Source organism: Roseovarius sp. ZX-A-9 (genome assembly GCF_028369135.1).
In the GTDB taxonomy this organism is placed as follows: domain Bacteria; phylum Pseudomonadota; class Alphaproteobacteria; order Rhodobacterales; family Rhodobacteraceae; genus Roseovarius.
Genome location: NZ_JAPWHW010000001.1, coordinates 1 through 13,666, shown reverse-complemented (window position 1 = coordinate 13,666; position 13,666 = coordinate 1). Strand labels below are relative to the sequence as shown.

At 63.0% G+C, this 13,666-nt stretch carries 13 protein-coding genes; 4 read left to right on the top strand and 9 right to left on the bottom strand.

Annotated features, from left to right (window positions below; translation table 11 throughout):
* Nucleotides 1–39: 39 nt before the first annotated feature.
* From O3306_RS00065 to cysS, 3 genes are all read right to left on the bottom strand, one after another.
* A complete protein-coding gene (locus tag O3306_RS00065; RefSeq protein WP_272001622.1) occupies nt 40–825 on the bottom strand; it encodes a squalene/phytoene synthase family protein in 786 nt (261 codons plus the stop codon).
* The gene (gene cimA, locus O3306_RS00060) at nt 825–2,468 is read right to left on the bottom strand and encodes a citramalate synthase (RefSeq protein WP_272001620.1); all 1,644 of its coding nucleotides are present in this window, start codon (nt 2,466–2,468) and stop codon (nt 825–827) included. The genes O3306_RS00065 and cimA overlap by 1 nt, the downstream gene beginning before the upstream one ends.
* 127 nt (nt 2,469–2,595) lie before the next feature.
* The gene (cysS, locus tag O3306_RS00055) at nt 2,596–4,044 is read right to left on the bottom strand and encodes a cysteine--tRNA ligase (protein ID WP_272001618.1); all 1,449 of its coding nucleotides are present in this window, start codon (nt 4,042–4,044) and stop codon (nt 2,596–2,598) included.
* A 183-nt stretch (nt 4,045–4,227) separates the two neighbouring features.
* Between cysS and soxR the strand changes: the two genes are divergently transcribed.
* The 3 genes from soxR to O3306_RS00040 all read left to right on the top strand — a co-directional run bounded on the left by soxR (nt 4,228) and on the right by O3306_RS00040 (nt 7,708).
* On the top strand, nt 4,228–4,686 hold the full coding sequence (gene soxR, locus O3306_RS00050; protein ID WP_272001616.1) for a redox-sensitive transcriptional activator SoxR: 459 nt from the start codon (nt 4,228–4,230) through the stop codon (nt 4,684–4,686).
* Nucleotides 4,687–4,741: 55 nt separating this feature from the next.
* Nucleotides 4,742–5,932: a pyridoxal phosphate-dependent aminotransferase gene (locus tag O3306_RS00045; protein ID WP_272001614.1), complete on the top strand. Its 1,191-nt coding sequence runs from the start codon at nt 4,742–4,744 to the stop codon at nt 5,930–5,932.
* A 237-nt stretch (nt 5,933–6,169) separates the two neighbouring features.
* The gene (locus O3306_RS00040) at nt 6,170–7,708 is read left to right on the top strand and encodes a trimethylamine methyltransferase family protein (protein ID WP_272001612.1); all 1,539 of its coding nucleotides are present in this window, start codon (nt 6,170–6,172) and stop codon (nt 7,706–7,708) included.
* Nucleotides 7,709–7,775: 67 nt separating this feature from the next.
* On the opposite strand, the gene O3306_RS00035 is transcribed toward O3306_RS00040, so the two are convergent.
* From O3306_RS00035 to O3306_RS00020, 4 genes are all read right to left on the bottom strand, one after another.
* Entirely contained in the window at nt 7,776–8,744 is a 969-nt protein-coding gene (locus O3306_RS00035) for a DUF3179 domain-containing protein (protein ID WP_272001610.1), read from the bottom strand.
* Nucleotides 8,745–8,854: 110 nt separating this feature from the next.
* Complete coding sequence (locus O3306_RS00030; RefSeq protein WP_272001607.1) at nt 8,855–9,598, bottom strand: DUF4336 domain-containing protein; 744 nt, start codon at nt 9,596–9,598, stop codon at nt 8,855–8,857.
* Between the two features lie 58 nt (nt 9,599–9,656).
* Nucleotides 9,657–10,211: a peptidylprolyl isomerase gene (locus O3306_RS00025; RefSeq protein ID WP_272001604.1), complete on the bottom strand. Its 555-nt coding sequence runs from the start codon at nt 10,209–10,211 to the stop codon at nt 9,657–9,659.
* A complete protein-coding gene (locus O3306_RS00020; RefSeq protein ID WP_272001601.1) occupies nt 10,201–10,710 on the bottom strand; it encodes a peptidylprolyl isomerase in 510 nt (169 codons plus the stop codon). Before O3306_RS00020 ends, O3306_RS00025 begins: the two co-directional genes overlap by 11 nt.
* A 130-nt stretch (nt 10,711–10,840) precedes the next feature.
* Here O3306_RS00020 and O3306_RS00015 point away from each other — a divergent pair, with 130 nt between their 5' ends.
* Entirely contained in the window at nt 10,841–12,037 is a 1,197-nt protein-coding gene (locus O3306_RS00015) for a phosphoglycerate kinase (protein ID WP_272001598.1), read from the top strand.
* 27 nt (nt 12,038–12,064) lie between these two features.
* Here O3306_RS00015 and O3306_RS00010 read toward each other — a convergent pair whose 3' ends face one another.
* A complete protein-coding gene (locus O3306_RS00010) occupies nt 12,065–12,235 on the bottom strand; it encodes a hypothetical protein (RefSeq protein ID WP_272001596.1) in 171 nt (56 codons plus the stop codon).
* Nucleotides 12,236–12,358: 123 nt separating this feature from the next.
* Nucleotides 12,359–13,396 carry an alpha/beta hydrolase gene (locus O3306_RS00005; RefSeq protein WP_272001593.1) on the bottom strand — a complete coding sequence of 346 codons (1,038 nt, stop codon included), beginning with the start codon at nt 13,394–13,396 and terminating at the stop codon, nt 12,359–12,361.
* Nucleotides 13,397–13,666 lie beyond the last annotated feature (270 nt).

The following is a 13,666-nucleotide window of genomic DNA, read 5'->3' as shown; positions in this document are numbered from 1 at the left end:
AAACATCCCGAATTCACGGTGCCAAAGGCAAGGAGCACGTTACCATTTCCCGCTGAGGCCCCGCGCCATGAGCGCCAGCCGATCCCGAAACGGCGCCGGGGTCAATGCGCCCTGCGCCACCCGTTCGGGCGTTTCTGCGGCACGGCGCAGGACGGTACCGGCCTGCCACGCCGCCAGCAATGCGGGGGACGCTGCCCGGCTGACGCTGCTGCGCGCCGCGCGTGCCTGTTTCAGACGGGCCAGACCGCCCCGCGCCAGATCGGCCACCGCTGTCGTGCGCCCGTCAACCAGCGGCACGCGCTTTGCCGCCTCCAGCGCCGGGATGGCGCGCAGGAAATTGGCCAACCCTGCGGCATAGCCCGCATCCAGCACCGGTGCCGCCTCGACCGGGCCAAGGGCGCGGGCTGCCGCCAGCATCAGGTGGCCGGACGTCTCGGTCAGGTAGCGGTCGAAATGCGCTGCGTCCTCGAAAGCGTCCTTGTAGATATCCCAGCGCCGCGCGGCGATCAGCGTATCCAGCAGCGCCGCCCCCTCGGCATCCAGAACGCGGGCGAGCGGTGTGACCACCTCGTGCCGCCGTACCGTGCCGCCCGATCTGATCTCTTCCAGCGCGTCGCGCCACCATTGCAGGCGCATCTCGGCGATCATCGGCTCTTCTGTCAGCCACGGCGCGCGGGCCACCTCGACATTGAAGGCATAGATCGCAAACAGCGCGGGGCGCGCGGCCACAGGGGCCGCCATCGCCGCCCGGAACCGCTCCGGATCGCCGCGCCGAAGGGTATCGGCGCACGCGATCAGATCGTCGTCAAACCGAACACTGGCCATCAGGCAGGCCGGGCCGTCGCGCCCGTCGCGACTTCGTTTTCGCGGATGAGCTTCCAGTAGATCGCGTCGAGCAACGCCTCGAAAGAGGCATCGACGATGTTCGGGCTGACACCCACCGTGGACCAGCGGCGGCCCTGCCCATCTTCGCTGTCGATGATGACGCGGGTCACGGCCTCGGTGCCGCCCTGGGTGATGCGCACCTTGAAATCCACCAGATGCATGTCTTCGACCGCAGCTTGGTAACGGCCCAGATCCTTGGCCAGCGCCTTGGCCAGCGCGTTCACCGGGCCACGGTCGCTGCCCGCACCATCCATCGATTCGCTGACCGACAGCTTTTTCACACCATCGACCTTCACGACCACAACGGCCTCGGACAGCGAGACCATTTGGTTGTGCTTGTTCTTGCGCCGCTCCACCGTGACCTTGTAGCGCTTGACCTCGAAGAAATCGGGCATGAGGCCCAGTTCGGCGCGCGCCAGCAGCTCGAACGACGCCTGCGCGCTGTCATATGTGTAGCCGCGATCCTCGCGCGCCTTGATCTCGTCCAGGATGCGCGCCAGCGCCGGGTTGTCATCCGCCACGTCCAGCCCCGCCTCGGCCAGCCGGCGGCGCAGGTTCGACTGGCCCGCCTGATTGGACATCGGGATGATCCGCGCATTGCCCACCAGCGCCGGGTCGATATGTTCATAGGTCGTCGGATCCTTGAGGATCGCACTGGCATGCAGCCCGGCCTTGTGGGCAAAGGCCGATGCGCCGACATAAGCGGCCTGCCGGTTCGGCACCCGGTTCAGGATATCGTCCAGCTGGCGGCTGACCTGCGTGAGCCCCCGCAGCGCGTCCGGCGTGATACCGGTCTGGTAGGCGCTGGCGTAGGGTTCTTTCAGCAGCAACGTCGGGATCAGCGTCGTCAGGTTGGCATTGCCGCAGCGCTCGCCCAGCCCATTGAGCGTGCCCTGCACCTGCCGCGCGCCCGCATCGATGGCCGCCAGCGATCCGGCAACGGCATTTTCGGTGTCGTCATGGGTGTGGATGCCCAGATGGTCGCCGGGAATGCCCGCCGCGATCACCTGCGCCGTGATCTGCCCGATCTCCTGCGGCAGCGTCCCGCCATTGGTATCACACAGCACGACCCAGCGCGCACCGGCGTCATAGGCGGCCCGCACGGCCTTCAGCGCATAAGCGGGATTGGCGCGGTAGCCGTCAAAGAAATGTTCGGCGTCGAACAATGCCTCGCGGCCTTGCGCCACGATATAGGCGATGGAGCGCGCGATATTCTCGATGTTATCGTCCAGCGTGATCCCCAGTGCGGTGGTCACGTGGAAGTCATGGGTTTTGCCGACAATGCAGATGGCTGGCGTGCCCGCGTTGATCACCGCAGCCAGCACATCGTCGTTTTCCGCTGATCGGCCCGCGCGCTTGGTCATGCCGAATGCGGTCATGGTGGCGCGTGTTTTGGGGGCGTCATCGAAGAATGCGCTGTCGGTCGGGTTCGCGCCCGGCCAGCCGCCTTCGATATAGTCGATCCCGAGCTGGTCGAGTGCTTCGGCGATGCGGATCTTCTCGGGCGTTGAGAACTGCACGCCCTGCGTCTGCTGCCCGTCGCGCAGCGTGGTGTCGTAGAGGTAAAGGCGGGTGCGGCTCATGGCTTTGCCTTCGTCGAGTCACAACGGCCGTGCCGCTTGCGGCACTGCCAGTCCCCGGCCGCCCCCCCGGGCGGGGGCTTCACCCCCACAAGCGGCCGGGGGCTGGCCTTGCGTTGGAGTGCGGCGCTCATTTCAGGGCGTCCAGTTTGGAGGGGTCGAAGTTGGGCCCTTGGATTATCTCAATGCCTTGCTTACTCATTTGGACTTCTGCTCCGGCATCAGTAATCGCTGCCTTGAGGCGATCTAATTGCTTGAAGCATTCCTTCGGGTCAGCCCCTGGCTTTTGCATCTTTGCAGTAGCTTCAGCACGCAAATTGAAAAGTAAGTGCGTGAGATGGGTAAAGTCAAAAAAGGGAATGTTCGTAGTCCAAGAACCAAGTTTTGGAGTTAGTAGGCCCAGCAAATTTGCAGAGGCCACAAACCGTGACTTCAGCTCGTCCATGTCTATGTTGTCATATAAACTAGGCGATTTTCCAAAGTCAGAAATATCTCTTGCCATACCGCGAAGATTAGTCAGCGCAGCGGGCGTGTTAAGATCTTCCGCGAGATTTTGTAACAGGCTCGGATCAGGCTCAGAAGGAGCCACCATTTCCGAAAGTTTCCGCCACTTGAGCAATTCACGTTTAGCTTGCTCCGCCTTCTCAGCCGTCCAGTCCATCGGCTTGCGATAATGCGTGCTGAGAAACACGAACCGGATCACTTCGCCCGGTACGCCCTGATCCAGCAAATCCCGCACGGTAAAGAAGTTGCCAAGGCTCTTGGACATCTTCTTGCCCTCGACCTGCAACATCTCGTTATGCATCCAGACCTGCGCGAACCCGCCCTCGGGATGGGCGCAGCAACTCTGCGCGATCTCGTTCTCGTGGTGTGGGAACATCAGGTCATTGCCGCCGCCGTGAATATCGAAACTCTCGCCCAGCAATTCATAAGCCATCGCCGAACATTCGATATGCCAGCCGGGCCGGCCACGCCCCCAGGGGCTGTCCCATCCCGGCAGGTCCGGTGTTGACGGTTTCCACAAAACGAAATCCATCGGATTACGTTTGTAGGGGGCCACCTCGACACGCGCACCGGCGATCATGTCATCGACCGTGCGGCCCGAGAGCGCGCCGTATTTGCTGTAGCTTTCAACGGCAAAGAGGACATGCCCCTCGGCCTCATAGGCGTGGCCCTTGGCGATCAGATCCTCGATCATCGCCACCATCTGCGGGATGAACTGGGTCGCGCGCGGCATGGCGTTGGGCTGCAGCGCCCCCAGCGCGCCCATGTCCTCCAGAAACCACTGGATTGTCTCTTCGGTGATCTCGCCGATGGCGCGCCCGCTCTGGGCGGCGCGGGCGTTGATCTTGTCATCCACGTCGGTGAAATTGCGCACATAGGTGACATGATCCGCTCCGTAGACATGCCGCAGCAGCCGGTAGAGCACGTCGAACACCACCACCGGGCGGGCGTTGCCCAGATGCGCGCGGTCATAGACGGTGGGGCCGCAAACATACATCCGCACATTGGTCTTATCGAGTGGGGTGAACACCTCCTTGCGGCGGGTCTTGGTGTTGTGCAGCTTGATCGTGGTCATGAAGCGTCCTCGCGCGCAGGGTTGCGGCGGGCTTAGCAACTAACTCTCGAATTTGAAATAGTAGACCGGCCCGCCCGAGATGTCTCAGCAGGTAATGCAGCAGATAATGATGCATGTCTTGGTCATGACGCGAACTTAGGCTCAGGTGCGCAAACGGTCAAGTGTCATACGCCAAAGCCTGCGGTGCTGCGCAATGCACATCGGTTGCCATCGGGGTCGTGGAATTCCGCTGTCTCTTCTGCATCGGCGATCCGCTACTACGAGACCGAAGGCCTTGTGGCGCCCGACCGGACCGACACGGGGCAGCGCCGTTATGCGCGCTCGGACATCCGGTGGTTGTCCTTCGTGATGGTCAGCCAGGGCCTCGGGTTTTCCATCGCCGAAATCCGCGCCGCGCTCGAAAGCCTGCCCGGCGACCGCACCCCGGACAAGCGTGACTGGGCGCGCATCTCTGCCCGGTTCGGCGCGGAGCTGGATGCGCGGATTGCGCAGATGCAGGAACTGCGCGCCAGGCTGGACGGGTGCATCGGCTGCGGTTGCCTGTCGTTGCGTACATGCGCGCTCTACAATCCGCGGGACCGCGCGCGGCGGCACGGGGCCGGGCCGCGCTATCTGATGGGGGACAGCAGCGATTGCGATTGACATCCGTCCGGCGCGCTGGCTGTTTCGGCTGATTACACGGAAGGAGAGACGCGGCATGCAGGTATCGAAGCGGCTGAAAAACATCATCGGCGACGGATCAGACGGCTGGGGCGTGTTCTATCGCGCCCGCCAGATGAAGGCTGATGGCGTCCCTGTGGTCGAACTGACGGTGGGCGAGCATGATATCCCCACCGATCCCGATATCTTGCAGGCGATGTATCGCGCCGGGCTGGATGGCCATGTGGGCTACCAGAACTTTCAGGGTTTGCCGGCCCTGCGCGAAAAGATCGCGGACCGGGTGCAGCGCAGCACCGGCGCGCCGACCAACCCCGACCAGGTGCTGATCGTGCCAGGCGGTCAGGCCGGTCTGTTTGCCACCCATAACCTGGCCTGCGACGTGGGCGATACCGCGCTCTTCATCGATCCGTATTACGCGACCTATCCGGGCACGATCCGCAGCGTGGGCGCGATCCCCAAGGCGATAACGGCCAAGGCCGAAAACACCTTTCAGCCGGATGCGGCGGATATCGCGGCAGCGGCGGAAGAGGCGGGGGCGGTTTCGTTGTTGATCAACTCGCCCAACAATCCCACCGGTGTGATCTATTCCCAAGAGACGATGGATGGAATCGCGCGGGTCTGCCGCGATCACGACCTGTGGCTGATCTCGGACGAGGTCTATGACACGCAGGTGTGGGACGGCACGCATCTGAGCCCGCGCGCGCTGCCGGACATGGCCGAGCGTACGCTGGTGATCGGGTCGATGTCCAAGAGCCATGCGATGACCGGCAGCCGGATCGGCTGGGTCATCGCGCCGGAAGAAGCGATCGGGTACATGGGCGATCTGGCAACCAACACTACCTACGGTGTGCCCGGTTTCATCCAGATGGCGGCACTGCACGCGCTGAACAAGGGGCCGGATTTCGAAGCCGAGATTGCCGCGCCGTTCCGGCGGCGCCGCGATCTGGTGATGGGCCTGCTGGAGGGGCAGAACGTGGTGCGCGCAATCCCGGCAGAGGGGGCGATGTATGTCATGCTCGATATCCGCGCGACCGGCATGAGCGGCGAGGCTTTCGCGATGGCGCTGCTGGAGGCACATCACGTTGCGGTCATGCCGGGCGAAAGCTTTGGCGCGGCGGCGGCGGGGCATTTGCGGGTGGCGCTGACCGTGGCGGATGACCGGCTGGAGGCCGCGCTGCGGCAATTGCTGGAATTCGCGGCAGAGCACGCAAGGCGGGCTGCAGAATAGTACGCCGCGTGATGGTCCAAAAGCGACACGGGTCGTAATTGGGACAGACAGGGCAATCCGGGGTGGCCTTAGCTGGGACACCATGACGAGGGATTGGCCATGAATCCATGCTGCAAGATCGCACTTGTGATCTATACGATCGGGGCAGAACGGGGACGCGCGGCGCGCGGTGGTCCGGGGCAACGTTTCTGACGTTTCACCCCTGACACCCACCCGCAGACACGGGATATCCCCAAAATGACAGAGACCATTTCGCGCCGCTCCGGTGGCCGCGCCGCCCGCCGCGCAAGCCGCGCCGCACCGCTCATCGACAGCCAGCGCCCGATCCGCCCCGGCATGTCCGGCGGTCAGTACAAACCTCTCAGCCAGCACGATGTCGAACGCATCCACGAGACAGCCCTTGATGCGCTGGAACAGATTGGCCTTGCCGATGCGCCGCCCAGCGGGGTCGAGCATCTGACCCGCGTGGGCGCCATCCTGGGCGATGACGGGAGGCTGCGCTTTCCGCGTGCCTTGGTCGAGGACACGGTGGCGCGCGCGAACAAGGAGATCACCCTGTTCGGGCGCGATCCGCGCCACGACATGCATCTGGCCGGGGCCAAGGTGCATTTCGGTACCGCCGGTGCCGCCGTGCACATGGTCGATGTGGAGGGGCGCAACTATCGCGAATGCACGGTGCAGGATTTGCACGATGCAGCGCGCATCGCTGATGTGTTGGACAACATCCATTTCGTGCAGCGCCCGATGGTGTGCCGAGACATTCCCGACAATTACGAGATGGACCTGAACACGATCTATGCCTGCTGTGGCGGCACCACCAAACATGTCGGCACGTCCTTCACCGACCCTAGCTATGTCAAGGGTGCGCTGGAGATGCTGCACCTGATCGCGGGCGGCGAGGACAAGTGGCGCGAACGGCCATTTGTCAGCAACTCCAACTGCTTTGTCGTGCCGCCGATGAAATTTGCCACCGAGGCCTGCCAGGTGATGGAGGCGTGTATCGAAGGCGGCATGCCGGTGCTGCTGCTCAGCGCGGGCATGGCGGGGGCCACGGCGCCATCGACCATCGCGGGCGCCATCGTGCAGGCGACGGCCGAGTGTCTGGCGGGACTGGTTTATGTCAACGCGGTCAAGCCCGGCCATCCGGCGATCTTTGGCACATGGCCTTTTGGTCTCGATCTGCGCACCGGTGCCATGACCGGCGGATCGGGCGAACAGGCGTTGCTGAGTGCGGGCTGCGCGCAGATGCACAAGTTCTACGGCCTGCCCGGCGGCGCGGTGGGCGGGATCACCGATGCCAAATTGCCGGACATGCAGGCGGGATGGGAGGCGATGTGCTCGAACGTGATGTCGGGCCTGTCGGGGCTGAACATGGTCTACGAGGCGGCGGGTATGCATGCGTCGCTGCTGGGGTTCTGCCACGAATCGCTGATCCTGAGCGATGATCTGATCGGCCATGCGCTGCGCTGTGTGCGCGGAATCGAGGTGGATGAAGAGACCTTGGCGCTTGAGCAGATCCGCGAGGTTTGTCTTGGCGGGCCGGGGCATTACCTGGGAACGTCGCAGACGCTGTCGCGGATGCAGTCGGACTACCAGTATCCCAATCTGGGCAATCGGATGAGCCCCAAGGAGTGGGACGAAAAGGGCAAACCCGATCTGATGACCGAAACGATTGCGCGCAAGGAAGAAATCCTGGCCGAACGCGCGGCGGCGCGGTTCGATCCGGCGACGGATGCCGCGATCCGCGAGGCGTTCAAGATCCACCTGCCCGCGTAGGGCGGGCGCCAAGCGCCACGCGTTTCAATCGCAACCCGCAGGGAGGGGTGACCCCGCCCTGCGGTATCTATTTGCCCAACATCCACACGCCATCCGGCCAGAACGCGTGATAGGCAAAGGCGAACATCACGTCATGGGGCAGGTCGCGCCCAGCCTTGTCGCGCACCCGCACCGTGCCCACGTCCCTGCCCTTGGCGATGACGCCGGAATCGAGCGCGGAAGCCTGCCCGGCCTCCCAGCTGAGCGTGACTCCGGCCTCCGTGATCGTGCCTTCGTTGCGGATGCGCTCCATGGTCCATGCGCGGTCGCCGACGCGCACCACCCGCACCAGCGGCGGGATGCCGTGCGGCGGGTTCTCGCCATTATAGAGAAACGGGCGTTCGAGGCTGTCATAGCCCTGATAGGGGTTGCGCCCGTATTGGCGGCCGCTGCCCGGTTCGGCCATCACCAGCCCATCCGGATTGCGCGCCTTGTATTGCGCCCAGCTTTCCATCCATGTGGGCAGCGCCTTTAGCTGCGTTCCGGTCAGCTCGCCAACGATGGCGGTGCCGATGGCCTGTTGCCACCAGCTCTGGGTTTCGCGGTCATACATCACCATGTCCGAATTGCGCAGCTTGCCCGAGACGCCAAAGCTGAGCGTGCCGTGCGGCGTGCGCCGATCAAAGGTGATGCCGGAATTGCACAGCGGGCAGAAGGTGACGGCTATGGGCACGCCGCCCACGGTGTCATTCACGATCTCGTGCCACATCAGGTAGCGGATCGGATAGGCGCGCGGCGGGCTGCCCGCGATCTCGACGGTGATGACCGGCTCTGTCGGCTCTATCTGGCGTTCATCCGCAACCTTGCGGAACTTGGGGTCGTACACCGCCGGAATGCCGTCCTTTGGCGGGCCGCCATCACGGATCTCGGTCCAGTTGGTGATGCTGGTTCGGGCAAAATCCGTGTCCGGCCATTCGTGTTTCCAGAAGTCCGGGTTGGCATTGGCGATACCAGCGCCAAGGATCAGCGCGGCGAGGAATGTGAACAAACGAGGCATGTGCGCTCCTGCGGTCGGGTCCGTCCAGCATGGCGCGCGGGCGCATTTCTGACCATCCCCGCGCACGCGAATGTGACGGGCAGTGTGCGCAAGGCGTGTCGTGAAACGCGTCAGTCCTGCTTCTGGTCTTGTTCGTACTTCTCCATCACCGCAGTCCAGCGGCGGTGGCGCATCAGCTTGCGAAAGGCGCGTTCCAGCTCGTCCACCGCGCCCCGTTCGTACCAGCGGCCATGGGCAAGGATCATCCGGCGCGGCTGCCATGCCACCATCTGGTCCACCGCATCGGCCAGCCGCTCGCGGTCGCGAAAGCTGAACTTCATGTCCGGGGGCATCTTGCCGTCGGTGTCGTCGATCCCCGCCAGCCAGATCAGCGGGCGCATCCAGAACGGCAGCTTGGCGGTTTCGAAATTTTCGATCAGGTCGGTGATGATCAGGGTCTCGGAGCTGCTGTGGAAAAACACCACTTCGCGGTGGATCTTGCTGCCCTCGACGATGATCTGGTCGATCTGGCCCGCCCAAGGTGTTTCTGCCTGCGGGCCGAGGTCATGATCAAAGTGCAGCGTCAGACCCTTTTTCGCGGCGCGCTGCGTCACGCCGGGCGCCGCCCAGGCCTGCGCGTCGGGATAGGCCGCCTGCCAGTCGGCGATATGGGCGTAGTGAATCCAGTTGGGCGCGATGAGGTGGCGCACCGGGCCGAGCGCGTCCAATTCGGCCCGCAGGCTGTCTGTCAGTTGGGTAGGCGAATGCACCCAGAGATCGCCATTCTCCAACTGCACCACGGTGGCGCGGGTCGAGAATGGCAGACCCATGAAGCGAATATGCGGCCCGTCGATCAGCCAAACCCGAGGTGCCACGGGTTTGGCTGTGTTCAAGGGCTCGTAGCCGGTTGGACGGGCCGCGGATGTCATCGGTTCAGTCGATGACCTTGACCGAGGTCATCACGTCGGGCTGGCCGATCACCGCACCATTGCGGCCTTTGCCCCGCTTGATCGCGTCCACCACGTCCATGCCTTCCGTCACCTTGCCCACAACGGTGTATTGACCGTTCAGGGCTGGCTCTGGCGCGAACATGATGAAGAACTGGCTGTTGGCGCTGTCGGGGTTCTGGCTGCGGGCCATGCCGACGATTCCGCGCTCATAAGGGATGTCCGAAAACTCGGCCTTGAGATCGGGCTTGTCCGATCCCCCGGACCCCACGCGGTTCATTTCGCCGCCTTCCAGCTTGCCGAATTCGACATCGCCGGTCTGGGCCATGAAGCCCTCGATCACCCGATGAAACACGACGCCGTCATAAGCGCCCGCGCGGGCCAGATCAGCGATCTGCGCCACGTGGTTCGGCGCGATATCCTCGAAGAGGTCGATCGTGACGGTGCCATTCGCTTCGCCCGCCACTTCGATTTGCAGCCCGGTGGCCAGCGCCGGGCCGGCCACGCAGAACGCCAACGCGGTGAGTGCGTTACGCAGCATCGGCGGCAACCTTGACGCTGATCATCCGGTCGGGGTTCGCAGGCGGCTCGCCGCGTGTGATGGCATCCACATGCTCCATTCCCTGGATCACGCGGCCATAGACGGTGTATTGCCCGTTGAGGAAATGGTTGTCGGAAAAGTTGATGAAGAACTGGCTGTTGGCGCTGTCGGGGTTCTGGCTGCGCGCAGCGCCAAGGGTGCCACGATCATGTGGGATCTTGCTGAACTCGGCCTTGAGGTTTGGCAGATCGCTGCCGCCGGTGCCGGCCGCACGCGGGTTGTAGTCTTTTTCCATGTTGCCGTTCTGCACGTCGCCGGTCTGGGCCATGAAGCCATCGATGACGCGGTGGAAACACACATTGTCATAGGCACCGGCGCGGGCCAGTTCCTTCATCCGGGCGCAATGGCCGGGGGCAACGTCGGGCAACAGCTCGATCGCGACGGTGCCACCTGTCAGTTCCATCAGGATCGTGTTTTCCGGGTCTTTGATTTCAGCCATCGAGGCCTCCTGTTTTGTCTGGTTCGGCCTTTTACCTATGGTCTTGGCCCCTGAATGCCAAGCGCAGAGGTTGACGGTACGGTGGTATCGGGCCATGAGAGCGCGCAAACACTGTACCAAGGGGGCCCCGATGAGCTGGAAAACGCTGGATGACATGGACCTTGCGGGCAAGCGCGTCCTGACCCGGGTCGACATCAACGTTCCGGTTGAAAATGGTCGTGTCACCGATGCCACGCGGATCGAACGCATCGTGCCTACGATCAACGACATTCTGGAACGGGGCGGCAAACCGATCCTGCTGGCGCATTTCGGGCGGCCCAAGGGCAAGGTGGTGCTGGACCTGTCGCTGCGCGTCGTGCTGCCCGCACTGCGCGCCGCACTGGGCCGGTCGGTGCGGCTGATCGAAACGCTGGAAGGGGCCGAGAACCTGACCACCGAGGCGCACGCCGCCGATGTGCTGTTGCTGGAGAATATCCGCTTCTACCCCGGCGAAGAGAAAAACGATCCCGATTTCGCCCGCCGCTTGGCCGGTCTGGGGGACATCTATTGCAACGATGCGTTTTCCGCCGCACACCGCGCACATGCCAGCACCGAAGGGATCGCGCATCTCATGCCGTCCTGTGCGGGCCGCCTGATGCAGGCCGAACTGACCGCGCTGGAGGCCGCATTGAGCAACCCCAAGCGCCCGGTCGTGGCCGTGGTCGGCGGCGCCAAGGTGTCGACCAAGCTGGATTTGCTGGGCAACCTGGTCGAGAAGGTCGACAGCCTGGTGATCGGTGGCGGGATGGCCAACACGTTTCTTGCCGCACAGGGGTTGGGCGTCGGCACATCGCTGTGCGAGCACGAGATGGCGGGCACCGCGCGCGAGATCATGGGCAAGGCGGCGGCCGCGGGCTGCGAGATCATCCTGCCCGCTGATATCGTCGTGGCCCGCGCGTTCGAGGCGAACGCACCGCATGAAGTGCTGGCGGTGCATCTGTGCCCCGAAGACGCGATGATCCTGGATGCGGGCCCCACCAGCGTGAAACGGCTGGAGCGGGTGTTTGATGGCGCCAAGACGCTGATCTGGAACGGCCCACTGGGCGCGTTCGAGCTGGAGCCGTTCGATGCGGCCACCAATGCCGCCGCGCGCCATGCTGCGGCCCTCAGCAAGGCCGGGAAACTGATTTCGGTTGCCGGTGGCGGCGATACCGTCGCGGCGCTGAACCAGGCGGGCGCGGCAGAAGATTTCACCTATATCTCGACCGCGGGCGGGGCGTTCCTCGAATGGATGGAAGGCAAGGACCTGCCGGGCGTTGCGGCGCTGAAAGGTGAGACGGCCGCGTAAGGGGGGGCGGATATTCCGTCAAACCCCTTACCAGATGTGTTGATGATCGCGACCATGTCGGTTGCGATCATCAAAAAGACGAACCTCCGCTTCGAGCCCTTTTTGACTAATGTTGCGTCTCGCACGAATGTCGGCTTCCTTTGCAGCCGCCAAAACCGTGACAAAATCAAATCCGGTTTTGCCAAGGGTTTGTGGCACATGATTTCTTCGGAATTTCAGTGGGTGCCAGCACGTGGACAAAAATGACCCTTTGTTTAACGATCAGGTGGGCTGCGGGATCCTGCCAAAATCGAGGGTTTTTTGTGCCTTTTTGAATGACCTCTATTCGTCAAACTGTTCGAGGAAGTGCGCGACCGCTTCCACGACATCCTGCGCGATTGGCAAGTCTGGATCCGCATAGGCGGCATAGTTAGTGGCTGTGTCATCGGACGAGACGACCTTCAACACGTGGTTAACATCCGGTGCAAACGAAAGGGTAGCCTCTGGCGCGGCGTCCGCGAGCCTGCGGGCATCTGTCTCACCCACCTGAAGGTCACGCAGGCCTTGAATGATAAGAACGGGGACGCGAGTCTGGGCCATCAGCGCGGCAGGATCGTAGGCGAACGCGTCGATTAGGAAGCCCTGCACCACCGGCGCAAACAGAGGCTGTAGGGCGGGATGAAATGCGCTTACATCCACCCGCTCGCCACGCTCCAAGGCCATGATCGCCTCGTCTGCCTCAGACAGGATCGGGGCGTTGGCTGGGTTGGCATGCAACTGCTCACGAAGCACAGTGCCAAGCGGTCGGCCCGGAGTGCTGACCAAGATCAGGCCACATGGGTTAGGTAGGCGCGCGATGGCCACCAGCGCGACCAGACCGCCCTCACTGTGTCCAAGCGGCACGATGCACCGTGTGCCGCCGTCTGTCCTTGGCAGTCGATCCCGGATGGCCTGAGTCCAAGCGAGTAGATCATCGCCATAGGCCGTGATTGTCACGTCGTTGGGGTCGGGGATCGCGCTCATCGAGCCGAACATTCCGCGTTTGTCGATGCGCAGTGAAGGAATTCCTTGCTCGGCCAGTGCTTCGGCGAGCAGCGCATAGGGCGCAGCCGAGATACCGAGGGGAGAATTGCCGTTGCGGTCAGTCGGCCCTGATCCGGGCACAATCAATACTACAGGTGCTTCATCGGAGATCGCGCCGTCGCCAACCGGCAAGGTCAGGGTTCCCGCGAGAGAGCCTTCAGGGCCGGGTGCGGTCAGTTCCTGCTGGATTGCCAGTTCAACGCTTCCGTTGTCTGTCTGAGCGACCGAGGTGGAGGCTGAAACGATGCTGAAAGAGAAAACCAGTGTTCGAACAATCGACCCGATGGGTACCGCCATAGCCATGTCCTTTCGAAACAATCATCGTGCGCGAACGTTCCAATTTTTAAGAATTTCTTGCAAGGTTCCAGTGTGGAAACTGGTAAATTCATGCTCACGAATGAACATTTCCAGCCTTCCCAAAAGGACCGTTTTTGGCACGTCGCATTCTCCGATACCTGACATTGGTGCCATTGCAGCGAATTCTCACTTCGTCCTGTGTGGATGGCTCCTTTTTTGCAAGTCCTATTTGTGCTGGCGTTTTGTCAGAAGCAGTCTTGTGTTCGGCCT

Excerpts from the sequence above, each read along its gene's own strand:
- O3306_RS00005 (WP_272001593.1), bottom strand. The coding sequence starts at position 13,396 with ATGGCGGTACCCATCGGGTCGATTGTTCGAACACTGGTTTTCTCTTTC.
- O3306_RS00015 (WP_272001598.1), top strand. The coding sequence starts at position 10,841 with ATGAGCTGGAAAACGCTGGATGACATGGACCTTGCGGGCAAGCGCGTC.
- O3306_RS00025 (WP_272001604.1), bottom strand. The coding sequence starts at position 10,211 with ATGCTGCGTAACGCACTCACCGCGTTGGCGTTCTGCGTGGCCGGCCCG.
- O3306_RS00035 (WP_272001610.1), bottom strand. The coding sequence starts at position 8,744 with ATGCCTCGTTTGTTCACATTCCTCGCCGCGCTGATCCTTGGCGCTGGT.
- cimA (WP_272001620.1), bottom strand. The coding sequence starts at position 2,468 with ATGAGCCGCACCCGCCTTTACCTCTACGACACCACGCTGCGCGACGGG.
- O3306_RS00065 (WP_272001622.1), bottom strand. The coding sequence starts at position 825 with ATGGCCAGTGTTCGGTTTGACGACGATCTGATCGCGTGCGCCGATACC.
- O3306_RS00040 (WP_272001612.1), top strand. The coding sequence starts at position 6,170 with ATGACAGAGACCATTTCGCGCCGCTCCGGTGGCCGCGCCGCCCGCCGC.
- O3306_RS00045 (WP_272001614.1), top strand. The coding sequence starts at position 4,742 with ATGCAGGTATCGAAGCGGCTGAAAAACATCATCGGCGACGGATCAGAC.
- O3306_RS00020 (WP_272001601.1), bottom strand. The coding sequence starts at position 10,710 with ATGGCTGAAATCAAAGACCCGGAAAACACGATCCTGATGGAACTGACA.
- cysS (WP_272001618.1), bottom strand. The coding sequence starts at position 4,044 with ATGACCACGATCAAGCTGCACAACACCAAGACCCGCCGCAAGGAGGTG.